The organism is Streptomyces sp. NPDC043996, from assembly GCF_056435225.1.
This window is the reverse complement of the sequence record NZ_JBWKEY010000003.1, coordinates 122,837-146,892: the sequence shown is the minus strand read 5'-3', so window position 1 is coordinate 146,892 and position 24,056 is coordinate 122,837. Positions and strand designations below refer to the sequence as shown.

Sequence of the window (24,056 nt, the reverse complement as noted above, 5' to 3'; positions counted from 1 at the left end):
GGTCACCCTCCCGTCACCGCCGTGAGCAGCGCCAGTGGCGCCGCCGCCGAGCGGGATTCGCGGGGGCAGGCGTGCGGGTGGGGGACCGGGGTGGGGTAGGCGCCGCGGTCGTAGCCCGCCAGGGCCTCCGGGAGGCGGCCGGAGGCGGCCGTGGCGGCGTCGACGAGGCCGCGGGCCACCGTCCGTGCCTCGTCGTGGAGGCCGTAGCGGGACAGGCCGAGCGCGATGAGGGCGTTGTCGTGCGGCCACACCGAGCCCCGGTGGTAGGACAGCGGATGGTAGGCGCCCTGGCCGGAGGCGAGCGTGCGCACGCCCCAGCCGGAGAAGAAGTCCGGCTCCAGGAGCCTGCGCCCGACCGTCTCGCCGTACTCCTTGTCCAGGAGACCGGACCACAGCAGATGCCCCGCGTCGGAGGCGAGCGCGTCGACCTGGCGGCCCTCGCCGTCCAGGGCGAGCGCGGGGAAGCCGTGCGCGGCCATCCAGAAGTCCCGCTGGAAGCGGTCCCGCAAGTCCGCCGCGGCCTGCGCGAGCAGGTCCGCGTACACCGCGTCGTCCCACACCGTCCGCGCCAGCCACGCCGTGCGCCGCAGCGCGTCGTACGCGTACCCCTGCGCGCCCGCCGCCATCACTGGGCCCGTCGGCCGGGTGCCGTCGGCGCCGCAGATCGCGCCGGGGGAGTCCTTCCAGTTCTGGTTGGCGAGCCCGCCCTCGTCGGCGCGGTAGACGAGGTAGCCGCGCGAGGTGAGCCCGCCGTGGTCCAGCATCCAGCCGACGGCGGCGCGCGCCTGCGGCGCGAGACGGCGGGCGAGCGCGGTGTCGCCGGTCCGCTCGGTGTACGCGCCGAGCAGCACCAGGAACAGCGGCGTGGCGTCGACGGAGCCGTAGTACCGGCCGTAGGGGACCTGCCCGAAGTGGGCGAGCTCGCCGTGCCGCACCTCGTGCACGATCTTGCCGGGCTGGGCGACGCGCCCCTCGGTGTCCGGCGCGGCCTGCGTCGCGGCGAGCGCGGGCAGCGTCGCGGCGGCCAGGCGCGGCAGCTGCGGCAGGGCGAACAGGGAGGTCAGGAGGGCGTCGCGGCCGAGCAGGGTGAGGAACCAGGGCGCACCGGCCCCGGGCACCCGCAGGTCCTCGCCGTCCGGGCCGCGCGCGGGCACCTGGAGCGCGGCGAGGTCGGCGAGGCCGCGGCCGCACGCGGCGGCCAGCTCGGGCCAGTCCGGGGGCAGCGTCACCGCGGCCGTGAACTCCCGCTGGGCGGCGGCGAGCTGGCGCACGGCCGCGCCGGGTGAGGCGGGCGGCGGCGGGGGCGGGGGCGCCCCGTGCGGCGCGGCGACCACGGTGAGGGCCAGCTCGGCGCAGGCGTGCGCCTGGAGCTCGAAGGACCACACCAGGCGCCGGGCGCCGGTGCCGGTCTCCTCGACGGCGTCCGGCGCGGGCTCGGACGTCACGGTGGTACGGGCCAGCCAGTCGCCGCGCCGGTAGGCGAACTCGACGCCGCCCGGCCCCTGTTCGCCGTCGCCGTCCGCCGTCCGCAGGACCCGCCGGGAGCGGACGGCGCCCGGCTTGGCGTACGTACGGTGGTCCGAGCGCAGCTCGAACTGGTCGGTGAAGTCGGCGTCGGCGGTCAACGCGAGCCGCAGCGTCGTCGGCACCGGGCGGTTGCTGGTGATCCGCACCGCCTCCACCAACGTGCCGTCGGTGACGGCCTGTTCGCGGAAGACCGTGTACGCGGGCGGCTCCTGGCGGCCGCCGCGCGGCACGAGCACACAGCGCGCCACGTCCGCGCCCGCGCCCGCCGCGGCGCCGGTGGCCCCGGTGGCCCCGGTGGCGTCGACGCCGTCGTCCGCCGCGAGCACCTCCGGCACCGCGCCGTCCACGGTCAGCTGCCAGCGGCTCAGGTGCCGCGCGTCGCGTACGAACAGGCCGTCCGGGGCACCGCCGCCCGGGACGCCGCGGACGTCGCCGCCCACGCCCAGCGCCGCGAAGGTCGTGCCGCGCACGAGCAGCCGGTGCTGCTGCCGGTCAGTCATGCTCCCTCTCCTCGTCCCTGTCCTCGTCCCGCTGGCCGTTGCGTTCGTCGTGTTCGTCGTCGCGTGCGCCGTCGTGTCCGTCGTGTCCGACGTGTTCGTCGTTGTGCGTGCTCACGCCGGGCCCCACCGTGGCGTGCCCGCCGTGGCCGGTGTCCAGGTGCAGATCGAGCGCGAGGGCGGCGCTCCAGCTGAAGCCGCGGGCGCCGCAGCCCTGTCCCGTGTACGGATCCACGTACTCCGAGAAGTCGGACGCGGCCGCGACCTCAAGCAGCGCGGCGCGCAGGGCGTCGGCCCGCTGCCGCTCGCCGTGGCGTCTCAGGCCGCGTTCAAGGAGCCAGTTGGTGTTGATCCAGGCGGGCCCGCGCCAGTACCGCCGGGCGTCGAACGCCGGGCTGAGCAGGTCGTGGCTCGGCACCAGGCGGGCCCGGCCGCCGAGTTCGAAGTGCGGCCCGCACGCGGTGCGCACCAGGGCCGCGACGACCTCGCCCGGCAGCCCGGGCAGCAGCAGCGGGACGAGCCCGCTGACGCCGCGCTCGGCCACCAGCGCCCCGTGTGCCGCCCCGGCCCGCAGGTCACGGCAGCGGAAGATCCCAGCCGCTGGGTCCCACAGCCGCTCCACCAGGGTCCGCGTCAGGCGCTGTGCCCGCTCGTGCCGGGCCGTCGCGGGCACGCCGAGCTCGCCGGTGATCCGGGCGAGCGCGTACTCCGAGGCGATGAGCAGGGCGTTGAAGGAGGGGTCCTCGACGGCGAAGTCCCCGGTGCGGATGGCGCGCGGGTGGTCCGCGGCGCCGTAGGCCCGGTCGCGGTAGTCCGCCGCCAGGCGCACGTACCTGCCGTAGTCGAGGTCCGTCGGCCGGTCGCGCGGGCTGCCGTGGTCGAGGTCGGCGCGCCGGAACGTGCGGGGCCGCGCGGGCGCGACGCGGCTCAGCGGCGCGTCCCAGCAGGGGCTGTTGTCCATGCCCTGCTCCCAGGGGTGGACGACCGCCGCGAGCCCGGCGCCGCCCAGGTCGCGGCGGTGCAGCAGGAAGCGGTGCCAGGCGGCGAGCCGGGGGTGGACCCGGGCCAGGAAGGAGCGGGCCCGGGACAGGCCGGGGTCGGCGAGGTGCACCAGCCAGGCGGCGAGCGCGTGCACCGGCGGCTGCACGATGCCGGAGGTCTGGGCCGCCGCGGGCGCCCCCGCCGCGCGGCCCGCGGTGCTTGAGCGCCAGAAGTCGGGGCTCGGGAAGTAGGCGTCGTGGGGCACGGCCGGGTTGAACACGATGTGCGGCACGCGGCCGTCGGCCCACTGCGCGCGCAGCAGCGTCTCCAGCTCCAGCTGGGCCCGCAGGGGCGACAGATGGCGGAGGCCGATCGCGATGAACGCCGAGTCCCAGGACCACTGGTGGGGGTAGAGCGCGCGGGAGGGGACGGTGGAGGTGCCGGTCCAGTTGCCGTGCAGCACGCGGGCGGCGCGCTCGCGCAGGGCGTCGGGGCGGTGCGGCCGCGCCGGGGCGCGGGGAGCCGCGGCGGAGGTCACGGCCGGGGCGGCCGGTGGCGGTGGCGCCGTCGCGGTGTGGTCTAAGGGCGCCGCCGCGCCCGTGGAGGAGGTGCGGTCCACGCGTCACTCCCTCAGCCCGACGGCATCTCGCCGACGGTCTGTCAGTTTGGCTTCGACCAGCCTAGGGTTACGCATACTCAACACGCAAAACCCAATATGTAACGTGGAGTTGACCTGCACAAGGGGAGAATCGGGTACAACGGGGGAGTGAGCGTGGGCATGGGGAGCGGAACGCCGGTGCGCGGGGGCGCGCAGGCCAGCGCGGGCGATCTGCTCGACCTCGTGCGCAGCGGCCGCGCCACCACGCGCGGCGCCCTCCAGCAGGCCACGGGCCTGTCCCGGGCCACCGTGGGCCAGCGCCTGGACCGGCTTTTCCGCGCGGGCTGGCTGCGCGAGGGCGCGGGCGCGCCCGTGGAGTCCCCGCTGGGCGGCCGCCCCGCCGTGCTCCTGGAGTTCGACGACGCGCACGCCGTCGTCCTCGCCGCCGACCTGGAGACCCGGCACGCCCGCACCGCCCTGCTCACCCTGGCGGGCGAGGTGATCGCCGAGCACACCGGGGCGCTGCGCGTCGACGAGGGCCCCGAGCGGGTCCTGGACGAGCTCGGCGCCAGGTTCGCGGCGCTGCTGCGCGAGGGCGCCCGCCCCGCGCGGGCCGTGTGCGGCATCGGGCTCGCGGTGCCGGGCCCGGTCGACAGCGAGACGGGCCGCGTGGTGCAGCCGCCGATCATGCCGGGCTGGGACGGCTACGACATAAGAGCGCGCCTGCGCCGGGCCTTCGCCGCGCGGACGGACGGGTCCGCCCGCGTCCCGGTGCTCGTCGACAACGACGCGAACCTGATGGCGTACGGCGAACAGCGCGCCTCCTACCCCGACTGCACGGCCTTCGCCCTGGTCAAGGTCTCCACCGGCATCGGCGCGGGCATGGTCGTCGACGGCTTCGTCTACCGGGGCGTGGACGGCGGCGCGGGCGACATCGGGCACGTCCGGGTGCCCGGGGTCCCCGGCAGCGAGAGCGCCCTGTGCAAGTGCGGCTCGTACGGCTGTCTGGCGGCCGTGGCCAGCGGCCGTGCGCTCGCCGGGCGGCTCGCGGCGGCGGGCGTCCCGGCGGCCAGCGGCTGGGACGTGGCCCGCCTGATCGCGGCCGGGCACCCGGAGGCGGTGCGGCTCGCCCGCGAGGCGGGCCGCCAGGTCGGCGAGGTGCTCGCCACGGTCGTGACGCTGCTCAACCCCGGCGTTCTCATGATCGCCGGAGATCTGGCCGGAACTCCCTTCCTCACGGGCGTGCGGGAGCTGCTCTACCAGCGGGCGCTGCCGCGCTCCACGGCCCACCTGGAGATCGTCACCTCGCGGCTCGGCGAGCGGGCGGGCCTGATCGGGGCGGGAGCGCTGGTGGTGGAGCACCTCTACGCGCCGCAGCGGGCGGAGGAGCGGCTCGCCGCGCTCGGCCTCTGAGCGGACTGCGGACCCCCGAGCGGAACCAGGCGGTCCGGGGAGGCTCCGGCGGGTCGGGCGCACGCGGCTCGCCGGGTGCCCGGATGCCGGTATTTCGCCTCCGGAAACGGCGTGATTCTCGCCACCCCTGATAGGCCTTGCGCTCAGATGAGCGACAAAAGCGTGGCTGCACTTCTCCAAGTGGTGGCACTGAGTGCCATCGCTCGATCATTTACGACCTGAACTCACAACTGGGGACTTCGGTGCTCATCTGAGCGAAACGCGGGGTCTACGGGGATAGCGCATTCAAGACTTGAACACGTGACCCCCACTCCCCCTACCCATGAGTCACTTTCGATCTAGCGGCGGACGGGTGGTTACAGCCGTGTGACGCACAAGTGGACGTACCCATGAGCCTTCGATCTGGGTATGTTCCTCGCCGTCAGGGCAGCCACCGCGTCCTCGAGGAGTCGAGACCCGTGTCGGAAAACAAAGATCCCCACGTAGCTCAGGACGTGAAGTTCGTTTACGACTTCACCGAGGGCAACAAGGACCTCAAGGACCTCCTCGGCGGGAAGGGCGCGAACCTCGCCGAGATGACCAACCTGGGTCTTCCGGTGCCTCCGGGCTTCACCATCACCACCGAGGCCTGCAAGGTCTACCTCGACAGCGGCGAGGAGCCCGCGGCACTGCGTGACGAGGTGAGTGCGCACCTCGACGCCCTTGAGCGGTCGATGGGCAAGAAGCTCGGCCAGGCCGACGACCCGCTGCTCGTCTCCGTCCGCTCGGGCGCCAAGTTCTCCATGCCCGGCATGATGGACACCGTCCTGAACATCGGGCTCTCCGACAAGTCCGTCCAGGGTCTGGCCCAGCAGGCCGGCGACGACCGGTTCGCGTGGGACTCCTACCGCCGCCTCATCCAGATGTTCGGCAAGACCGTCCTCGGCGTCGACGGCGAGCTCTTCGAGGACGCCCTGGAGGCGGCCAAGGCCGCCAAGAAGGTCACCGTCGACACCGACCTGGAGGCGGGCGACCTCAAGAAGCTCGTCACCAAGTTCAAGAAGATCGTCAAGACCGAGGCGGGCCGCGACTTCCCGCAGGACGCGCGCGAACAGATGGACCTCGCCATCAAGGCGGTCTTCGACTCGTGGAACGGCGACCGCGCCAAGCTCTACCGCCGCCAGGAGCGCATCCCCCACGACCTCGGCACGGCCGTCAACGTCTGCTCCATGGTCTTCGGCAACCTCGGCCCCGACTCCGGCACCGGCGTCGCCTTCACCCGCGACCCGGCCTCCGGCCACCAGGGCGTGTACGGCGACTACTTGCAGAACGCGCAGGGCGAGGACGTCGTCGCGGGCATCCGCAACACCGTCCCCCTCGCGGAGCTCGAGCGGATCGACAAGAAGTCGTACGACCAGCTCATGCAGATCATGGAGACCCTTGAGACCCACTACAAGGACCTCTGCGACATCGAGTTCACCATCGAGCGCGGCCAGCTGTGGATGCTCCAGACCCGCGTCGGCAAGCGCACCGCGGGCGCGGCCTTCCGCATCGCCACCCAGCTCGTCGACCAGGGCCTGATCAGCGAGGCCGAGGCGCTCCAGCGCGTCACAGGGGCGCAGCTCGCGCAGCTGATGTTCCCGCGCTTCGACGACGAGGCGAAGGTCGAGCAGCTGGGCCGCGGCATCGCCGCGTCGCCGGGCGCCGCCGTCGGCAAGGCCGTCTTCGACTCGTACACCGCGATCAAGTGGTCCCGCTCCGGCGAGAAGGTCATCCTGATCCGCCGCGAGACCAACCCCGACGACCTCGACGGCATGATCGCCGCCGAGGGCATCCTGACCTCGCGCGGCGGCAAGACCTCCCACGCCGCCGTCGTCGCCCGCGGCATGGGCAAGACCTGTGTCTGCGGCGCCGAGGACCTGGAGGTCGACACCAAGCGCCGCCGCCTCACCGTGAACGGCACCGTCGTCGAGGAGGGCGACGTCGTCTCCATCGACGGCTCGACGGGCAAGGTCTACCTGGGCGAGGTGCCCGTGGTCCCCTCCCCGGTCGTCGAGTACTTCGAGGGCCGCATGCACGCGGGCGCCGACGACGCCGACGAACTCGTCCAGGCCGTGCACCGCATCATGGCGTTCGCCGACGGCAAGCGGCGCCTGCGGGTGCGCGCCAACGCCGACAACGCCGAGGACGCGCTGCGCGCCCGCCGCTTCGGCGCCCAGGGCATCGGCCTGTGCCGCACCGAGCACATGTTCCTCGGCGAGCGCCGCGAGATGGTCGAGCGCCTGATCCTCGCCGACACGGACGAGGAGCGCGAGGACGCCCTCAAGGAGCTCCTGCCGCTCCAGAAGAAGGACTTCGTCGAGCTCTTCGAGGCGATGGACGGCCTGCCGGTCACCGTCCGCCTCCTCGACCCGCCGCTGCACGAGTTCCTGCCCGACATCACCGAGCTCTCGGTCCGCGTCGCGCTCGCCGAGTCCCGCAAGGACCACAACGAGAACGACCTCCGTCTCCTCCAGGCCGTGCACCGCCTGCACGAGCAGAACCCGATGCTCGGCCTGCGCGGCGTGCGCCTCGGCCTGGTCATCCCCGGCCTGTTCACCATGCAGGTGCGCGCCATCGCGGAGGCCGCCGCCGAGCGCAAGAACGCCAAGGGCGACCCGCGCGCCGAGATCATGATCCCGCTCGTGGGCACCGTCCAGGAGCTGGAGATCGTCCGCGAGGAGGCCGACCAGGTCATCGCCGAGGTCCAGGCCGCCACCGGCACCGACCTCAAGCTCGCCATCGGCACCATGATCGAGCTGCCGCGCGCCGCCGTGACCGCCGGTCAGATCGCCGAGGCCGCCCAGTTCTTCTCCTTCGGCACCAACGACCTGACCCAGACGGTCTGGGGCTTCTCCCGCGACGACGTCGAAGCCTCCTTCTTCACCGCGTACCTGGAGAAGGGCATCTTCGGCGTCAGCCCCTTCGAGACCATCGACAAGGACGGCGTCGGCGCCCTCGTCCGCAGCGCCGTCGAGGCCGGCCGGGCCACTCGCCCCGACATCAAGCTCGGCGTCTGCGGCGAGCACGGCGGCGACCCCGAGTCCGTCCACTTCTTCCACGAGGTGGGCCTGGACTACGTCTCCTGCTCCCCGTTCCGCATCCCGGTCGCCCGCCTGGAGGCGGGCCGCGCGGCCTCCCAGGCCCAGGGCAGCGACCACCGCTGACCCACCGGGGAATGAACCCCGGGACCGCCGCCGTGTCCCCGACCCTCAACCGATGCGGCGGCGGTCCCGGTCCACGAGGAAGGGGCGGCACCCTGTGCGGGGGTGCCGCCCCTTCGCCCTGCGGTCACGCACGGGTGTGGAGGTAGCCGGGTACGGGGCCGTTCTGTCCTTGCCAGAGGTGGGGGCGGAGGGGTTCGCCGGGTGTGATGGGGGCTTGGCATTGCGCGCATGCTGGCTGGGGTCTACCGGCCTGCTTGTGGGCGTTGAGGTGCGCTTCGCGCAGGTCGTGGGCTCGCGCGCAGGGCCCGTGCGGGCAGCGTTGGCAGGTGATGCCGTGGTCGTGCCAGTCCAGGTAGGTGGCGATGACGTGGTTTTCGATTTCGCAGCAGGGGACGCAGCCGTGGGGGCGCCAGCCGCCGGTGCCGCCGAGGTCGATGCCTTCGCCGGGGCGGAGTTCGTACTGGCACCAGACGCAGACGGCGCCCGAGCATTGGGGCGGCGGAAGGGTGCCGGGGTCCGCCGGTAGGGCGTACAGGGCCAGGAGCGGGGTCTGGTCAGGCATGGGTGCGCTCTCCCGTGGTCCAGGCGGCGCGCAGCCGGGTGCCCTCGACGCAGTCGGTGAGGAGGCCGAGGTGTCTGCGGGGGCAGGTGGCGAGGTGGGCGCGGTAGGCCGCGTACCGCTGGTCCGGGAGTTCGTAGCCGTCGTCGGTGTCGTCGTGCGTGTTCATTGGCCCACCGTCCGCAGCGGGCTGGCCAGTGTGAGCAGCGTGCGCAGGTGTACGGGGTCGCACAGGTTGCCGGGAGTGTGCGGTGGGACGACCCAGCAGGCGAGGAGCGAGAGGTGGCCGGGGCGCGGCACGCCGAGGAGGGTGTGGGTGCTCAGCCGTTCCTGCGGGCCGTCCCAGTGGGCATCCGGTGGGATGAGGGCGTAGTACGGGCCGAGGGGGCTGCGGAGGTCGCGGATCACCGGTCCTTCGAGCCAGGCGGCCAGGGTCTCGGCTACGGCCTCCGGCCGGTCGCTGCCGACGGCGGCGTGGACGCGCTCGGCGGGGACACGGATCGCGTCGAAACGGCGGCCGAGGGGGAGCAGGGCGACGCCGCGCTCGCCCCACTCCTTCCAGACCCGGCCGGGGTCGGGGTCGGCCCCCGCCAGCCAGTCGGCGATCGCTCTCCTGGCCGCTGGTTCGGTCGTCATCGGGCTGCCCTCACGGTCGCGGTGATGTGGCTCACGTCCGCGACCGTAGGCGTAGGGGGAACGAGGCAGGGACCGGAATCCGGTCCCTTCGTCACGCCGCCAGGATGCCGATCTCCGCCGCCAGTTCACTCGCGCGACGGCGGCGTCCCGGCTGCCACGACTCGACCTCTTCGAGGATGATCCGGCGCGCGTAGCCGTTGTACGCGATCGTCTCCGGCGCCGCGCGGTGAGCCTTCTCCAGCGTGGCGATGGCGACATCGGGCTGCCCGTCGAGCTGGAAGCCGCGTGCCTCTTCGATCCTGTGCCGGGCCCGGCGGGGACGGGACTTGATGACGGCCTCGTCCGCCTTCGCGGCCTGCCGCACGGACTCCCCGCCCTGGTGCAGCTCGACAGCGACCGTCACGGCGTGCGCGCCCATGATGGCGCGGCTGAAGGACGTGACCGGGTGGTAGTAGTCCCGCGGCAGACGCGCGGCCATCGCGTTCGCGTTGTCCCAGTGCCGCCACGCGGTCCCGGTGTCCCGCCGCCGGGCCGCGGTGTACCCGAGCTCGAACTGGAGGGCCCCCGCGATGGCCAGGACGTCGTCCGAGGCGTCCGGCAGCAGCGGCTCCAGGTAGCGGACCGCTTCGAGGTTGACGGCGTCGGCGGCATCGAAGTGGCGCGGGCCGGTATCGCGGTGCGCCTGCGCCAGCAGCCACGCCGCCACGCCGATCGCGTGCGCGTCCTCCGATTCCCGCGCCGCGGTCATCCCGCGTTCGGCGACGCGCCACAGCAGGCTGGAGTCGGGCTGGTAGGCCACGAAGAACTGGCAGAGGCTGTACGCCTCCGCGAGCAGGGCCTGAGCTGCTCGCCGGTCAGCCGCTCTGTCGGCGTGGCGGACGAGGGCCGTCCCGTCGCGAATGAGGTCCGGCAGCAGGCGACCGACGACCTCGCGGTGGTTGGGCGCCTGGTGGCGTGCCTTCCACGCGGCGTGGAGACGGGCCTCCAGGTGGGCCACGGGAGGTGGTTCGACGTCGGAGGCCAGGGCGAAGGAGTCGACAGCGGCCTTCACGGAGGCGAGCCGAGGGTGCCCGGGGCCGATGAAGAGATCAATGCGCGTGTCTGGGTGCCCGGTCAGATCGGACAGTTGGCGCACGCGCAGCGCTTCGGCGATGCGCAACACCATGACCAGGCCGGGAGCTTGCTGCTGGCCATTCTCGATCTTCTTGAGGGTGTACGGCGAGACGCCCACCAAGTCGGCCAACTGGGGCCGCGTCATACCGCGACGCTCGCGGAGGACCTGTACGCGTTGCCCGAACCGCAGCGGGTCGGCGTAGGGGTCCGGAGTAGCGTCTGGAGACATCGCGGCCTTGCCTCTCTCGGAACAGCTCGTCACTGTCAGGGTAGGGGGCGGGGCCGTTCTCATGTGAGGCGTCCGCGAGGCCGAGGAAGCGGCTCGCGCCCGTCCTGGCGGAGCTGTCGGCAGCCAGGTACCGGACCCTGCCTGTGGTCGTCGAGGTGCTGGAGCAGGCCCGCCGCTAGTCGGCGGGGGTGGTGGACGAACGGATCCACTGAAGGTATGGCTCGGCGCCCGATGTGATCGCCGTGGCGCACACCTCCGGGCTCTTCCAAGGGTGGTTGCCGACGAGGTGCTCCTCCAGCTTTGGATACCGGTCGGTGGTGGTCTTGAGGAGGAGCTGCCATTCCTCCCCGGTGCCGAATTCACCGGCGTGCCAGAACACGGACACGACGGGGCCGATGACTTGCGCGCCCGCGGCGAGCCTCTCGCGGACCGCCGTCCGCGCCAACTCGATGGCCTGGTCACGGGTTTCGGTAGCGGTCGATACCTGCACGTAGTCAGCCATGGCAGTGAGCGTAGCCCCGGCCGACGGCTCCCCGGTACACGCCCCAGACCCGCGCGGAGCGGACGGGCGCGGGGCCGCCACGAGTACGCGGCATCGCCTAACGCGCCGCGCCCCCTCCCGCCCATCACCACGCCACCCCCAGAAACACACGGCCGCAATACGCCTGTCGTAATCCCCCCGCATGGTTGATCGTTGGGCCCGACACGTACCCGTCGATCCACACAGGGGGAAACGTCATGACCATCAGGCGCAGGACACTGCTCGGCACGGCGGCCGCCGCCGGTCTGCTGACCGCGTGCGGGTCCAACACCGGCCGCGACGGCGGCGGTTCGGGTGGGAAGGGGCCGAAGCTCTCGCACTGGTACCACCAGTACGGCGAGGCGGGCACCGAGCAGGCCGTCAAGCGGTACGCGGCCGCGTACCGGAAGGCGGACGTCGAGGTCCAGTGGCGGCCGGGGAACTACGACGAGCAGACCGCCGCCGCGCTGCTCACCACGTCGGGCCCGGATGTCTTCGAGGTCAACGGGCCGAGCCTGGACCAGATCAGGGGCGGTCAGGTCGTCGACCTGACGGACCTGTTCGACGGGGTGAAGGACGACTTCAACCCGGTGGCGCTCGCGCCGAAGACGTACGACGGCAGGATCTGGGCGGTCCCGCAGGTCATCGACATGCAGCTGCTGTACTACCGCAAGAGCCTCCTCGACGACGCGGGCGTCGAGCCGCCGCGCACGCTGGACGCGCTCGTCGACGCGGCGAAGGAGCTGACCGACAAGAAGGTCAAAGGGCTCTTCCTTGGTAACGACGGTGGCGCGGGTGTCCTCGGCGGCACGCCCCTGTACGCGGCGGGCCTCAGCCTCGTCACCGACGACGGGAAGGTCGGCTTCGACGACCCGGCCGCCGCCCGCGCGCTCGCCAAGGTGCGCGAGCTGTACGCGGCGAAGACGCTGCTGCTGGGGGCGCCGTCCGACTGGTCCGATCCGTCGGCGTTCGTCCAGGGGCTCACGGCCATGCAGTGGTCGGGCCTATGGGCGCTGCCCGCCGTGCGCAAGGCGCTCGGGGACGACTTCGGGGTGCTCGCGTTCCCGGCGGACGGCCCCGAAGGGAAGCCCGCCGTGCCGGTGGGCGCATACGGCGCGGCCGTGAGCGCCCGCAGCAAGCACAAGGACGCCGCCAAGGACTATCTGAAGTGGCTGTGGATCGACGAGACCGCGTACCAGCGGGACTTCGCGCTGAGTTACGGCTTCCACATTCCCGCCCGGCTCTCCCTCGCGAAGAAGGCCGACGCGCTCGCCAAGGGCCCCGCCGCCGACGCCGTGCGCTTCTCCACCGAGAACGGCCACGCCGAGCCGCTGCTGTGGACGCCCGCCAGCCGCGTCGCCTACCAGGACGCGCTCAGCCGGATCATCAAGTCCGGGGCGAATCCGGAGAGCGAGCTGCGGTCGGTGGTCAGGAAGGTGTCGGCTGAGCTGGACCGCGTGCGGAAGAAGTCCGCGTGAGCGGCGGCGGCCGCCCAGGCCTGGCGCGGCGGCTCGCCGGGCCGCAGAACCGCAACCTGTGGTTCTGGGTGTTCGTCGGCCCCTTCGCGCTCGGCCTGCTCGTCTTCACCTACGTACCGCTCGGCTGGAGCGTCTACCTCAGCTTCTTCGACGCGCACAACACCGTCTCGCCCACCGAGTTCGTCGGCTTCGACAACTACACGTCGATGCTGAAGAACGACGCGTTCACCGACAGCCTGTGGACGTTCGCGGTCTTCACGGCGTTCATCGTGCCGACGACGTTCGTGCTGTCGCTGTCGCTCGCGCTCATGGTGAACCGGCTGCGGCGCGCGCAGGCGTTCTTCCGGTCGGTGTTCTTCCTGCCCGCGGCGTGCAGCTATGTCGTGGCCGCCCTGATCTGGAAGATGTCGATCTTCAACGGGGTGCGGTTCGGGCTCGCGAACACCGTGCTCGGCTGGTTCGGCGCGGACCAGACGGCGTGGCTTTCGACCACCGAACCGCCCTGGTACTGGCTGGTGATCGTCACCGTACGCCTGTGGCTCCAGGCGGGGTTCTACATGGTTCTTTTCCTGGCGGGGCTCCAGCGGATCTCGCCCACGCTGTACGAGGCGGCGGCCGTCGACGGCGCCCGGCCCGGCTGGCAGGTCCTGCGGCACATCACGCTGCCGCAGCTGCGCGCCACGTCGGTCGCCGTGGTGCTGCTCCTCGTCATCAACGCCTTCCAGGCCTTCGACGAGTTCTACAACCTGCTGTCCGACGCCCGTGGCTACCCGCCGTACGCCCGCCCGCCGCTCGTCTACCTCTATTACACGGCGCTCGGCCAGGGGCAGAACCTAGGCCTCGGCAGCGCGGGCGCGGTGCTCCTCGCCCTGATCATCGCCGTGGTGACGGTGGGCCAGGCCCGCTGGTTCGGGCTCGGCCGCGCCGACGAGAAGGGAGCCTGAGCCGTGCACGACGCCTGGGTGCGCGTGGGCAGGGCCCTGCGCCTGGCCCTCCTGATCGCCCTCGCCCTGCTCTTCCTGATCCCCTTCTACCTCCTGGTGCGCAACGGGCTCGCCGCCGAGGAGGACATCACCTCGCCCGACTGGACGTTCTTCCCCTCCACCCTGCACTTCTCGAACGTCACCGAGCTGTTCCGCGACTCCACGGTGCCCATGGCCCGCTCGCTGCTCAACTCGGCGCTGATCGCGGTCCTGACGACGGCGGGCACGCTCTTCGTGGCCTCGCTCGCGGGCTACGGCCTGGCCCGCATCCCCTACCGCTACGCCCAGCACGTCTTCTACGCGATCCTCGCCACCCTGATGGTCCCGGCCGCCGTCACCTTCGTACCGAGCTTCGTGCTCGTGTCGTCGCTCGGCTGGGTGTCGACGCTGCGGGGACTGATCGTGCCGACGCTGTTCTCGGCGTTCGCGTGCTTCGTCTTCCGGCAGTACTTCCTGGGGTTCCCACGTGAGCTGGAGGACGCGGCGCGTGTCGACGGGCTCGGCTACTGGCGTACGTACTGGCGCGTCGTCGTGCCGAACACGCGCCCAGTGTTCGCGGCCGTCGGCACCATCGTGTTCATCGGCGCCTGGAACTCCTTCCTGTGGCCGCTGGTGATCGGCCAGGACCGGGACGCGTGGACCGTCCAGGTGGCCCTGGCCTCCTTCACCACCTCTCAAGTGATCCGGCTGCACGAGCTGTTCGTCGCGGCCGCCGTGTCGATCCTGCCGCTGCTCGTGGTGTTCCTGTTCTTCCAGCGGTGGATCGTGGCGGGGGTGGAGCGGTCGGGGATCGACGAGTGACCGTTCCGCCCCCGCGGGGCGCTAGGAGGGCTTCGGCGCCGCGGCCTGGCAGGTCACGTCCGCGGCCGGGAGCTCGCCGGTGACCAGATAGCCCACGGCGGCCCGCTCCGCGCAGGCGTCGCGGGTGCCGCCGAAGAGGACGCCGTGGCCCTCCCCGTCGGCGACGGTGACGAGGCGCGAGCCCTTGAGGGCGCGGCGCATGCCCTGGGCGGCGGCCAGCGGGGTCTGCGAGTCCCACTCGTTCTGCACGATCAGCGCGGGCACGTGGTTGTCGACGCGCGTGGCGGGCTCGGCGCCCTGGGGCCAGAACGCGCACGGGTTGATGGACGACACGAAGTCGCCGTACAGCGGGTAGCGGGCGGTGTCGGCGAGGCCGTCGCGGTAGTACGTCCCGGGGTCGCGCGGCCAGTCGGCGTCCGCGCACACCACGGCGAACTGCCCGGCGAACACGTTGTCCGGCTGCGGCGACGACGGGAAGCCCGGCACGGTCTCGCCCGCGGCGGCCTTGCGCAGGGTCACGAACGTCTCGGCGCCCTTGCGGACGGCGTAGAGCCGGGGCCGCATGAGGTGGCGCACGGCGGCGCCGTCCAGCTTCGCGTCACCGACGGTGATCGGCTCGCGGTCCGCGTCCTCGACCAGCTTCCAGAACGCCCGGGCGACACCCTCCGGCGAATCGCCCAGCTGGTACGTGGAGTCGTGCGCGGCGGTCCACTTCGTCCAGCGCGCGAAGGCCCGCTCGGCCTCCGGGGCCCAGATGCGGACCATCTCGCGCCACAGCTTCGCCGGGTCGTCGGCGCTGTCGAGGACGAACCGGTCCACGCGCCCGGGGAACAGCTGGGTGTAGACCGCGCCGAGCGCGGTGCCGTACGAGTAGCCGAAGTACGACAGCTTCCGCTCGCCCAGGACGGCGCGAAGGACGTCCAGGTCGCGGGCGGTGTTGCGCGTGGTGATGTGCGGCAGTACGCCGTCGCCGCTCGCGGCCCTGCACTTGTCCGCGACGCCCTTGGCCCACGCGGTGTTCTCGGCGAACTCGGCCGCCGAGCGGGTGGGCCGCGGGAAGGCCTTCTCGCCGTCGGTCAGCCCGCACGCGAGCGGCGAGCTGCGGCCGATCCCGCGCGGGTCGAAGCCGATCAGGTCGTAGCGTTCGCGCACGGCCTGAGGCAGCCACTCGGCCGCCGCCGACGGCACGGTGAGCCCCGGCGTGCCGGGCCCGCCCGGGTTGAGGGCCAGGACGCCGCGCCGCTTGCCCGGCTCGCTCGTGCGCACCCGGGACACCGCGACCTCAAGGGTCTTGCCCTTCGGCGCGCTGTAGTCGAGGGGCACCTTGAGCGTCGCGCACTGGAACGCCGCCGGTTTGTCGGCGGCGCATCTCGTCCAGGTGAGCTTCTGCTGGGTGTAGCGCGTGAGGTCCCGTGCCTCGGTGGCGCGGGGCGCGGCCGCCGCCGGGCCCGCGGCCAGCGAGGGCGCGAGCGTCGCGGTCAGGCCGAGCGCGAGCAGCGGCACCGTGAGACGTCGCAGTGCGGAGTGAGCCACGGACAACTCCCTTCGGTCGTGTGGACGTACGGACGTATGGACGTACCGACCTGGGGGACGCCACGGCAGGCAGAGGACCTCCTTCCACATGAGGAGAATCCCGCCACAGTGAGATCAGAAGCGGTCAACCTGCGCGAGGGAAACAGAGGGAAACAGACGTCACATACGGATCGGGGCAAGCCGCGCCCGGCGCCCACCGGCCCCTCCGATAATCTGGGCACTTCGCCCAGGAGGAGTTGCGCACGTGGAGTTCCGGCTGCTCGGAGCGGTATCCGTCGGCACCGAGGCCGGTGAGCTGCCCCTTGGTCCCGCCAAGCGGCGCAGCCTCCTCGCCGCCCTGCTGCTGCGCCCGAACCGCCCCGTTCCGGTGGAGCAGCTGACGGCCACCCTGTGGGACGACGAGCCGCCGCCGCGCGCCCGCAGCGTCATCCAAGGCCATGTGTCACGGCTGCGGGGCCTGCTGGCCGACGCGGACGCCGAGGCGTTCGGGGTGGAGCTGGTCACGCTGGGCGCGGCGTACACCCTGCTGATGCCGGAGCCGCTGCTCGACGCGCACCGCTTCGAGGAACTGGTGACGCTGGCCCGCAGACAGCACGTGCCGGGCGACGCCGTGGCCCTGTACCAGGAGGCCCTCGCGCTGTGGCAGGGGCCCGCGCTGACCGGCGCCTACCCGAGCCCGCCGCTCCTTGCCGCCGCGCACGCCCTCGAAGAGCTCCGGCTCGCCTCCGTGGAACTGCTCGCCGCGGCGTACGCGCGCCAGGGCGAGCACCACCGGGCCGCGGCCGTGCTGCGCGCCGAGGCCGGGGCCCATCCGCTGCGCGAGTCCCTTTCCGCCGCGCTGATGCGGGCGCTCCAGCGGGCGGGGCGCCGCTCGGAGGCGCTCGACTGGTTCCACCGCACCCGGCGGCTGCTCGCGGACGAGCTGGGCGTGGACCCGGGCCGGGAGCTCGCGGACGCGTACACGGCGGCGCTGCGCGGGGCGGACGACGACGCCGCCGACGACGTGGGCGGGTTCAGCGACGCGGGCGGCGGCACGGGGGGCGGCGGCGCGGCCGGGAGCGCGCCCGGGAGCGCGCCCGGGGGCGCGGGCCGGGGCGCGGGCCAGGGCCTGGACGGCGCCCCTGCCACCGGCGCGCCCCCGGCCCCGCTGGCCGCCCCGCTCGCGCCCCCGGTCCCCGGGCCCGCCGTGACAGTCGACCTCCTGCCGCGCATGCCCCGCGGCTTCCACGGGCGCGCCGCCGAACTCACCGCGCTGTCCCGCGCCGCCGCGGGCGAGGCGCCGGTGTGCCTGGTGACCGGGCCCGCGGGCGTGGGCAAGACGGCGCTCGTGGTGCACTGGGCGCACCGTGAACGGGCCGCGTTCCCCGGCGGTCTGCTCTACGCCGACCTGCGCGGGTTCAGCGACACGGGCGAGCCGGGCCACCTGGAGGTGCTGCGCGAGTTCCTGCTCGCGCTCGGCGTCGCCCCGCGCCGGATACCGGAGTCGGCGGGCGGCGCCGCCGCCCTGTACCGCTCCCTCGCCGCCGACCGGCAGCTCCTCGTCGTCCTCGACAACGCGCGCGACTCCGCGCAGGTCAGGGAGTTGCTGCCGGGCGGCTCCCGCTGCGTCACCGTGGTCACGAGCCGCTACCGGCTGCAGGGCCTGATCGCCTCGGACGCCGCCCGGCCCGTGCCGGTGGACGTCCTCGAACCGGAGGACGGCACGGCCCTGCTCGCCGCCGTCCTCGGCGAGGAGCGGGTGCGCGCGGAGGCCCTGGCCGCCCGCCGCCTGGCCGAGCTGTGCGGCGGCCTGCCGCTCGCGCTGCGCGTGGCCGCCGCCCGGCTCGCGGACCAGCCGGACTGGTCCCTCGCCGCGATGGCCGCCGAACTGTCCGACGAGTCGCGCCGCCTGGGCCTGCTTGACGTGGAGGACACCGGCGTACGGGCGGCGCTGCGGCTCACCGTGCGCCGCCTGCCCGCGGACGTCGCGCACCACTTCGCCCACCTGGGCCGCCACCCGGGCACGCACGTCGACCGGTTCACGGCCGCCGCCCTCGCGGGCACGGACCCGCTGGCGGCCGAGGCCGCCCTGGAGCGCCTCGCCGGGGCCCACCTCGTCACCCGCTCCGCGCCGGGGCGCTGGTCGCTGCACGACCTGGTGCGGCTTTATGCGCGCGGTCTGGACGCCGGTCCAGACGCGGTCCCCCGCGTCCTCGACCATCAGATCGCCACCGCTGTGGCGGCGGTCGCGGCCGCCGAGCCGGGTGACGAGGCGTGCTTCGCGCTGCCCGCGGACTTCCACCGTCCGTCCGCCGTACGGGAGTTCGGCGGCCGCGAGGAGGCCATGGCCTGGTACGCCGCCGAGTGCGACGACCTGACCCTGATGGTGGCCGCGGCGTGCGCCGCCGGGCTCCACGACAGGACCTGGCGGCTCGTGCTCGCGCTGTGGCCGCACATCGTGTGGCGGCACCGGGACGGCTGGGCCCCGCTCCTGGAGACGGCGCTCGACGCCGCCCGGGCCGACGCCGACGTCCGCGCCGAGTCACGGGTGCGGGCCCTGCTCGGCTGGGTCCTCGCCATGGAGGGCCGCACCGCCGACGCCCTGGCCCACCTGGAGGCCGCCGCGGCGCTCGCCGCGCGCGCCGGGGACGCGCCCGGCGAGGCGACGGCGCTGGTCAACCTGTCGCTCGCGCAGGCCGCCCTCGGGGACCCGGAGGAGGCGGCGGAGGGCTGTCAGCGGGCCGTGCGCCTCGCGCGCGCGGCGGGCGACCGGCACACCGAACGCCTCGCCCTGTACCACCTCGCCCGCCACCAGCTGGCCCTCAAGCGGTGGCGGCCCGCCCTCGACACGGCCACCGCCGCCCTCGCCGTCGACATCCCCGCCCGGGCGTCGGCCGCGTCCCGGGTGCTGCTCCTCACCGTGGCCGGTGAGGCCCTGATCGGCCTGGGCGACGAGGCCGACGGCGTCCGGCGCCTGGAGACGGCGGCCCGCGAAGCCGAGGCCTCCGGCTTCGACGAGGGCGCGGTCGGGGCCCTCGGCGCCCTCCTGCGCGTCTCGGCGGACGTGGGCCTGCGGGCCCGCTACGACACGGCGGTGATGCGGGTGACGGCGCGGGGCTGACGTGGCCGTCACGGTTGTCAAGGCGGCGCGGGCGGCGCGTCAGCGGAACGTCAGCCGGGCGCCAGCGGAACGCCAGCGGGGGCGACGAGAGTGGGGTGCGCGGCGGAGGTGACCCCCGCCGACGCGACCGGCCCGCACCACCGCACGGGGGACCTTCTATGCGTACGTCACGCATCCGCACCACCGCCTTCGCCGCCGTGGGCACCGCCGCCCTCGCCCTGTCCCTGACCGCCTGCGGCAGCCCGGACGACGACGGCGCGGGGAAGCCCGGCGCGCACAAGGCCGCCGACGCCGCGAGCGGCGAGAACGCGGCGCGGACGACGCGGTCCACAGAGCACAAGGAGAACACGGCCGGAACGAGCGGCACCGACACCGGTGGCGGCCAGGCCGGACCCTCCCGCTCCACGAGCGTGCGGCAGTGCGCCGGGAACGAGATGTCGTACGCCGTCCAGCACCGCTTCGCCAAGCAGCGCGGCGAGCACTTGCTGATCACCGCGGTGAACGCCGACGCCAAGCCGTGCTGGGTCACGTCGTACCCCTCGGTGATGCTCGGCAACACCGCGAACGTCCTCCGCCACTCTCCCAAGGACGCCCCCGGCGGCACCGCCCGCATCACCGTCAAGCCCGGCGGCAAGGTCTACTCGGCGGTGAACCTCTTCACCGACGGCGGCACGCCCCACACCTCGACGAGCCTGTCCCTGGCGCTGCGCGACCAGACCGGCGACACCGGCCCCGGCACCGGCCAGGACGCCTTCGACGCCAAGGGCGCCCCGTCGAAGTTCACCTGGTCCAGCGCGGACGTCACCCACTGGAACCCGGCCAAGCCGTACGACTTCTGAGACCTGCCCGGAGATCCCCCCGTCACGGGCAGCGAAGGGGCGGCACCCGCGCGGGTGCCGCCCCTTCGAGCGCTGGACCCGCACGCACTGAGCAGCGCGAACGCCGCGTCCGTGCGGGGGTGATTACGACAGGCGTATTGCGGCCGTGTGTTTCTGGGGGTGGCGTGGTGATGGGCCGGAGGAGGGCCGCTCCGCCACGCCTGGAACTACCCCAAGTAGGGCTCGGACCGGCCCGCGTCAAGGAAGTGCCGCAAGCGGAGCCGTTGTGTGTGGTGCATGGGCAGCTCCTCCACCTCCTCCCGCGCGACGAACCGGAGCTCGGTCGACTCCTCCGAGATGGCCAGCTGTCCGCCGGTGACGCGTGCGGTGAAGCACACGTTGAACTGCCTGCGCACCTCCCCGTCGGTGTACGCGATGATGTGCTTCGGGTCGGTGTACGTGCCGACCAGCCCCGTGATCTCGACGTCGAGGCCTGTCTCCTCCTTCACTTCCCGTACCGCCGCACCGGGAAGCGAGTCCGTCATCTCCATGCCGCCGCCGGGCAGCGCCCACAGATCGTTGTCCCGGCGCCGCTGGAGCAGGACGCGCCCCTGGCCGTCCGTCACGACCGCCGAGGCCGCCACGACGAGCGAGTTGGGCTGGGGCGCGTCCGGGTCGTCGTAGTACTCAGTGCGGGTCACCGGGGCTGCTCCGCTACAGGGTGGGCCGTGTTCCACACGGCGGCGAGTACCCCGTCCGTGTCCGCCAGGTCTTCCAGCACGGCGAATGCGCCAGCCCCTCGCAGGTCTGCCGCCGAGGTGCGCCCCGTGGCGACAGCGACCGTCCGCACACCAGCACCCCGTCCGCCCGCGATGTCCGCGGGCGTGTCCCCCAGGAACACCGCGTCCCCAGGCCGAGCCGAGGAACGGGACAGTGCGGCGCGGAGCAACTCCGTTCGCCTCTCCCCGTCCTCGGCATACGCCCCGTACTCAAGGCGCAGGTACGTGTCGAGGCCGAAGACCGCGAGCTTGACCTCTGCGGCCGCGCGGACGTTTCCCGTCACCACGGTCTGACGCACGCCCTGCTTCGCGAGGTGGGCGAGGGCTGCGGCGGCCCCGGGCAACGCGTGCCCGCGCTCACGCAGTTCGGCGGCCCGCCGCACGTGTACGGCACCGAGGGCCTGAGCGAAGGAGTCGAACAGGTCAGCGCTGAAGGGCAGATCGTGCAGACGCGCGGTCTCCCGCAGGATGACGCGCTCCGTCGATCCGGTGACGGAAGCATGTTCTCTCAACTCGATGCCCGTCACCTCTCGGAAGGCCTGTGCCCACAGCTCACGCCCCAGGCCTCCTGTGGCCATCAGCGTGTGGTCGATGTCCCACAACACGAGCCTCGGCACGGCGCCCCCTGTCTCAGCGGATTCGCGTGTTCCCCGACTAGCCGGAACCCTACGCTCAGGCAGTGAGCGAGAGGCGGGGGACGGCATAGTCGCAGCGTGCCGCTGGCCGGATGGACTTCAGACGCCGAGGACGTCCATCAGATGGTCGTCGAGATCGGCTACCCAAACCTCCCGGCGCCACGGCCGCAGTTCCCGGCGGGCCTGGCGCAGGCGAAGGGCGGGTACTCGGCCCCCCGTGGCCGACGCCGCGCCAACGCATCGGTGCAGCAGCCGTACGGCATCCCGCGGTTCACCAAGCCGGACGCGGGCGAGCGCCTGGTCCGTCGTCACGATGGCCCTCTGCACCTGCTCCCGTGGGGCGGACAGCGCCTCCACGGACCGGGCGAACCGGTCATGCGCCTGGGCCGGATCGCCGACGTAGAGCTCACAAACGCCCTCGAAGCCGCGCAGGTGCCCGGGTGAGAACGAGCTGGGCGCCGGGTCGTCGGCGTGGTCGGTCTCGACGTCGTACCAGGCGAGCCCCAGCGCGGCACGCGTCTGCCTCTCGTGCCCGGCGCGCGCGGCCAACTCGGCCTGAAGCGCGTGGGCCCGCGCGCGGATCAGCGCGCTCTCGCCGGATCGGGCGGCGCGTACGGCTTGGTCGACCAGGCACCGCGCGCCGTCGAGCCCGTTCGTCGCGTAGAGGGTGACGAGGGCATGGCTCATGTGCACGCTGGCCTGCCGCCACGGCTGTCCGAGTAGGCTCGCCTCGCGGGTGGCCTCGGCGTACAGGGCCCGGGACGCGGCATCGTCCCGTGTCTCGAAGGCGAGTCGGCCCCCCAAGGCCGTCGCGGTGACGACGACGTCGCGCAGATGGGGCAGGAGCGGGGCTGGCGCCGGGCCCGCGAGCAGGCGCCTCGCCGCCTCGACGGCCGGTGCGAGGAGGAGCTGGAGCCGCACCATGGGCAGTGAACCCACCTCGGCGTTCACATCAGTCACGACTGCGGCCAGTGCCGCCACTGTCGCCTCGTCGGCCTGTGCCGGGTCCGTGAGCGCCACGTTCAGCCCGGCCTGTGTGCCCGGTGCGAGGAGGGCGAGCAGCCCGCCCCCGGAGTCGGTGACCACGCGCAGGACCGTGCTGCGGAGCTCGGCCACACGGCGCTCGCTCTCGCCGAACAGGCCGAGTACATCCATGAACTCGGCGAAGTCGGAGCCCTTTCCGAGCGAGGCGTCGCCTGCGGGGGTGCGCGCGTAGAGATGGGCGAGCAGGAGTTGGTACCGCTCGTCCGGCATGGTCGGCCGGGGGGACTCCCAGCGGGCGACGGAGCGCTGCACGCTGGCCACGCGGGGCAGAGCGGGCTGATACAGCTCCCGGGCGAGGGTGACGAGTGCGCGGGCGACGTCGGCGAGGGATAAGCCGCGGCGGTGCCGCAGTGCCTTGAGTCGTGCCGCCCCAGCGGCTCGGTCCTCCATATCGTCATAGTGGCGCGAGCCGGACCTACACGGGCACTATCAGGCGCGGTTTCCCCTGATCGCGTGTGTAGTTGAGGGTTTGCCACGTGCCCGAGGACTCTTCGGCGTGGTGAGGGAAGCCGATCGTCATGCTCGCGCGGTCGACCAGCCACCGGTTGCGTGCGTGATAGGCGGGCGTCTTCAGCTCCGGTGTCCGCAGCTCGACGATCTCTTTGATCCGGTCGCGGGTACGGGCGATGGCCTGCCGGGCCTCGACGGGCTGCTGGTCGACGCGGCCGGGGACGACGATGGTGATCGCCGCCGACGTGCTGGCCGCCAGCCAGACCAAGGACATGGAGTCGATGCCCTTGGCGCCTCCGATGTAGAAGTGCGCGCCTGGCAGGGCGAACGGTCCGAGGTAGTCCCGGAACAGGTCCGCGTACTCGACGAGGCCCCGGTGCCCGGTGTTCCTGGTGCCGGTCACGGCCACCCCGCGCATGATCAACTCCGTGTCATACCTTGTCATATCCCGCCCCTGCCCCCTCGTTGGGATCGTCAGAGCGTGGACACCAACGACCTGAAGCAGCTCTCCGGCCACCTGGAGAAGCTCGGCCTGCTGACCCTCGTGGACGCACCCGCGATGCGGCTCACCGTGACCAATCCCCTGAACAGTCGCCTGTCTGAGGAGATTCTCGTCGTCGGAAACCGGTACGTCACCGGCTTCGACTACGAGATCGGCGTGCAGGGGGCAGAGCGGGAGTGCGCCGATCGCATCTCACGAGTCCTCGCCGTCGACGAGACCCCCGGTGCGGCGAGGTGACCGCCCCCGGCCCCGCCGACCACGGGGACAGCGACGAGGACCACCGGTACGCGGCCTACCGCGCCCACCTCGACACCTGCCCCCGCAGACACCTCGGCCTCCTCACCGACTGCGTCGAGGGCACCCAACTGCGCGCCGCCTGGACCACGGGAGCCCGCGCCGATGTCTGACCGACCCTCGCTCCTGGCGCTGTACGCCCTACCAGCAGACCCCCACGCCCTTCCGCCGCCCCAGCGATCAGGCACCGTCTGCGTCTGGTGCCATTACGAACTCCGCCCCGGCGAAGGCATCGACCTCGGCGGCACCGGCGACTGGCGCCCCCACGGCTGCGTACCCTGCTGCGAGATCGAGAACCACGTCGTGGCTACCTACCTGGACTGGCACGACCACGGCATCGGATGCCAACGCTGCCCGCACGGGCCCTGCGCGCGAGCCCGC

The 24,056-nt window shown here is 73.1% G+C and carries 21 protein-coding genes; 9 read left to right on the top strand and 12 right to left on the bottom strand.

The annotated features are described in order from the left end of the window. Positions 1 to 2: 2 nt before the first annotated feature. Together AC07A4_RS08085 and AC07A4_RS08080 are read right to left on the bottom strand one after the other, a co-directional pair. A complete protein-coding gene (locus AC07A4_RS08085; RefSeq protein ID WP_478594635.1) occupies positions 3 to 2,027 on the bottom strand; it encodes an amylo-alpha-1,6-glucosidase in 2,025 nt (674 codons plus the stop codon). Next, a complete protein-coding gene (locus AC07A4_RS08080; protein WP_478595887.1) occupies positions 2,020 to 3,543 on the bottom strand; it encodes an MGH1-like glycoside hydrolase domain-containing protein in 1,524 nt (507 codons plus the stop codon). The genes AC07A4_RS08085 and AC07A4_RS08080 overlap by 8 nt, the downstream gene beginning before the upstream one ends. A 240-nt stretch (positions 3,544 to 3,783) precedes the next feature. Between AC07A4_RS08080 and AC07A4_RS08075 the strand changes: the two genes are divergently transcribed. Both AC07A4_RS08075 and ppdK read left to right on the top strand, forming a co-directional pair. After that, a complete protein-coding gene (locus AC07A4_RS08075) occupies positions 3,784 to 5,016 on the top strand; it encodes an ROK family transcriptional regulator (RefSeq protein ID WP_478594632.1) in 1,233 nt (410 codons plus the stop codon). Positions 5,017 to 5,474: 458 nt separating this feature from the next. Further along, positions 5,475 to 8,201: a pyruvate, phosphate dikinase gene (gene ppdK, locus AC07A4_RS08070; RefSeq protein WP_478594629.1), complete on the top strand. Its 2,727-nt coding sequence runs from the start codon at positions 5,475 to 5,477 to the stop codon at positions 8,199 to 8,201. Between the two features lie 124 nt (positions 8,202 to 8,325). On the opposite strand, the gene AC07A4_RS08065 is transcribed toward ppdK, so the two are convergent. From AC07A4_RS08065 to cutA, 5 genes are all read right to left on the bottom strand, one after another. Then, complete coding sequence (locus AC07A4_RS08065; protein WP_478594627.1) at positions 8,326 to 8,763, bottom strand: hypothetical protein; 438 nt, start codon at positions 8,761 to 8,763, stop codon at positions 8,326 to 8,328. Next, positions 8,756 to 8,929, bottom strand: coding sequence for a hypothetical protein (locus AC07A4_RS08060; protein ID WP_478594624.1), 174 nt, complete (start codon positions 8,927 to 8,929; stop codon positions 8,756 to 8,758). Before AC07A4_RS08060 ends, AC07A4_RS08065 begins: the two co-directional genes overlap by 8 nt. Beyond that, positions 8,926 to 9,396, bottom strand: coding sequence for a hypothetical protein (locus AC07A4_RS08055; RefSeq protein ID WP_478594622.1), 471 nt, complete (start codon positions 9,394 to 9,396; stop codon positions 8,926 to 8,928). The genes AC07A4_RS08060 and AC07A4_RS08055 overlap by 4 nt, the downstream gene beginning before the upstream one ends. A 91-nt stretch (positions 9,397 to 9,487) precedes the next feature. Then, entirely contained in the window at positions 9,488 to 10,738 is a 1,251-nt protein-coding gene (locus AC07A4_RS08050) for a helix-turn-helix domain-containing protein (RefSeq protein WP_478594620.1), read from the bottom strand. A gap of 175 nt (positions 10,739 to 10,913) precedes the next feature. Continuing rightward, a complete protein-coding gene (gene cutA / locus AC07A4_RS08045) occupies positions 10,914 to 11,240 on the bottom strand; it encodes a divalent-cation tolerance protein CutA (protein WP_478594618.1) in 327 nt (108 codons plus the stop codon). 236 nt (positions 11,241 to 11,476) lie between these two features. Between cutA and AC07A4_RS08040 the strand changes: the two genes are divergently transcribed. From AC07A4_RS08040 to AC07A4_RS08030, 3 genes are read left to right on the top strand one after another with little or no spacing between them, the layout of a single operon-like run. Next, complete coding sequence (locus tag AC07A4_RS08040) at positions 11,477 to 12,736, top strand: ABC transporter substrate-binding protein (protein WP_478594615.1); 1,260 nt, start codon at positions 11,477 to 11,479, stop codon at positions 12,734 to 12,736. Then, complete coding sequence (locus tag AC07A4_RS08035; RefSeq protein WP_478594612.1) at positions 12,733 to 13,680, top strand: carbohydrate ABC transporter permease; 948 nt, start codon at positions 12,733 to 12,735, stop codon at positions 13,678 to 13,680. The genes AC07A4_RS08040 and AC07A4_RS08035 overlap by 4 nt, the downstream gene beginning before the upstream one ends. A 3-nt stretch (positions 13,681 to 13,683) precedes the next feature. Next, positions 13,684 to 14,520: a carbohydrate ABC transporter permease gene (locus AC07A4_RS08030; protein ID WP_478594610.1), complete on the top strand. Its 837-nt coding sequence runs from the start codon at positions 13,684 to 13,686 to the stop codon at positions 14,518 to 14,520. A gap of 21 nt (positions 14,521 to 14,541) precedes the next feature. Here the strand turns inward: AC07A4_RS08030 and AC07A4_RS08025 are convergent, their stop codons facing one another. Beyond that, positions 14,542 to 16,053: an alpha/beta hydrolase gene (locus AC07A4_RS08025; protein ID WP_478594608.1), complete on the bottom strand. Its 1,512-nt coding sequence runs from the start codon at positions 16,051 to 16,053 to the stop codon at positions 14,542 to 14,544. Between the two features lie 244 nt (positions 16,054 to 16,297). On the opposite strand from AC07A4_RS08025, the gene AC07A4_RS08020 reads away from it, so the two are divergent. Both AC07A4_RS08020 and AC07A4_RS08015 read left to right on the top strand, forming a co-directional pair. After that, on the top strand, positions 16,298 to 19,153 hold the full coding sequence (locus tag AC07A4_RS08020; protein WP_478594605.1) for an AfsR/SARP family transcriptional regulator: 2,856 nt from the start codon (positions 16,298 to 16,300) through the stop codon (positions 19,151 to 19,153). 158 nt (positions 19,154 to 19,311) lie between these two features. Continuing rightward, positions 19,312 to 19,992, top strand: a complete 681-nt coding sequence (locus tag AC07A4_RS08015; RefSeq protein WP_478594603.1) for a DUF4232 domain-containing protein — start codon at positions 19,312 to 19,314, stop codon at positions 19,990 to 19,992. Positions 19,993 to 20,198: 206 nt separating this feature from the next. On the opposite strand, the gene AC07A4_RS08010 is transcribed toward AC07A4_RS08015, so the two are convergent. From AC07A4_RS08010 to AC07A4_RS07995, 4 genes are all read right to left on the bottom strand, one after another. After that, positions 20,199 to 20,672 carry an NUDIX hydrolase gene (locus tag AC07A4_RS08010; protein WP_478594600.1) on the bottom strand — a complete coding sequence of 158 codons (474 nt, stop codon included), beginning with the start codon at positions 20,670 to 20,672 and terminating at the stop codon, positions 20,199 to 20,201. Continuing rightward, on the bottom strand, positions 20,669 to 21,367 hold the full coding sequence (locus AC07A4_RS08005; RefSeq protein ID WP_478594597.1) for an HAD family hydrolase: 699 nt from the start codon (positions 21,365 to 21,367) through the stop codon (positions 20,669 to 20,671). Before AC07A4_RS08005 ends, AC07A4_RS08010 begins: the two co-directional genes overlap by 4 nt. Before the next feature lie 117 nt (positions 21,368 to 21,484). Beyond that, complete coding sequence (locus tag AC07A4_RS08000; RefSeq protein ID WP_478594595.1) at positions 21,485 to 22,819, bottom strand: hypothetical protein; 1,335 nt, start codon at positions 22,817 to 22,819, stop codon at positions 21,485 to 21,487. 25 nt (positions 22,820 to 22,844) lie between these two features. Next, complete coding sequence (locus tag AC07A4_RS07995) at positions 22,845 to 23,324, bottom strand: DNA-processing protein DprA (RefSeq protein ID WP_478594594.1); 480 nt, start codon at positions 23,322 to 23,324, stop codon at positions 22,845 to 22,847. Positions 23,325 to 23,360: 36 nt separating this feature from the next. Between AC07A4_RS07995 and AC07A4_RS07990 the strand changes: the two genes are divergently transcribed. Together AC07A4_RS07990 and AC07A4_RS07985 are read left to right on the top strand one after the other, a co-directional pair. After that, positions 23,361 to 23,618, top strand: coding sequence for a hypothetical protein (locus AC07A4_RS07990; RefSeq protein WP_478594592.1), 258 nt, complete (start codon positions 23,361 to 23,363; stop codon positions 23,616 to 23,618). After that, positions 23,615 to 23,788, top strand: a complete 174-nt coding sequence (locus AC07A4_RS07985; RefSeq protein ID WP_478594590.1) for a hypothetical protein — start codon at positions 23,615 to 23,617, stop codon at positions 23,786 to 23,788. The genes AC07A4_RS07990 and AC07A4_RS07985 overlap by 4 nt, the downstream gene beginning before the upstream one ends. Positions 23,789 to 24,056: the final 268 nt, after the last annotated feature.

Excerpts from the sequence above, each read along its gene's own strand:
- AC07A4_RS08050 (WP_478594620.1), bottom strand. The coding sequence starts at position 10,738 with ATGTCTCCAGACGCTACTCCGGACCCCTACGCCGACCCGCTGCGGTTC.
- AC07A4_RS08060 (WP_478594624.1), bottom strand. The coding sequence starts at position 8,929 with ATGAACACGCACGACGACACCGACGACGGCTACGAACTCCCGGACCAG.
- cutA (WP_478594618.1), bottom strand. The coding sequence starts at position 11,240 with ATGGCTGACTACGTGCAGGTATCGACCGCTACCGAAACCCGTGACCAG.
- AC07A4_RS08085 (WP_478594635.1), bottom strand. The coding sequence starts at position 2,027 with ATGACTGACCGGCAGCAGCACCGGCTGCTCGTGCGCGGCACGACCTTC.
- AC07A4_RS08065 (WP_478594627.1), bottom strand. The coding sequence starts at position 8,763 with ATGCCTGACCAGACCCCGCTCCTGGCCCTGTACGCCCTACCGGCGGAC.
- AC07A4_RS08015 (WP_478594603.1), top strand. The coding sequence starts at position 19,312 with ATGCGTACGTCACGCATCCGCACCACCGCCTTCGCCGCCGTGGGCACC.
- AC07A4_RS08040 (WP_478594615.1), top strand. The coding sequence starts at position 11,477 with ATGACCATCAGGCGCAGGACACTGCTCGGCACGGCGGCCGCCGCCGGT.
- AC07A4_RS08000 (WP_478594595.1), bottom strand. The coding sequence starts at position 22,819 with ATGGAGGACCGAGCCGCTGGGGCGGCACGACTCAAGGCACTGCGGCAC.
- AC07A4_RS08075 (WP_478594632.1), top strand. The coding sequence starts at position 3,784 with ATGGGGAGCGGAACGCCGGTGCGCGGGGGCGCGCAGGCCAGCGCGGGC.
- AC07A4_RS08055 (WP_478594622.1), bottom strand. The coding sequence starts at position 9,396 with ATGACGACCGAACCAGCGGCCAGGAGAGCGATCGCCGACTGGCTGGCG.
- AC07A4_RS07995 (WP_478594594.1), bottom strand. The coding sequence starts at position 23,324 with ATGACAAGGTATGACACGGAGTTGATCATGCGCGGGGTGGCCGTGACC.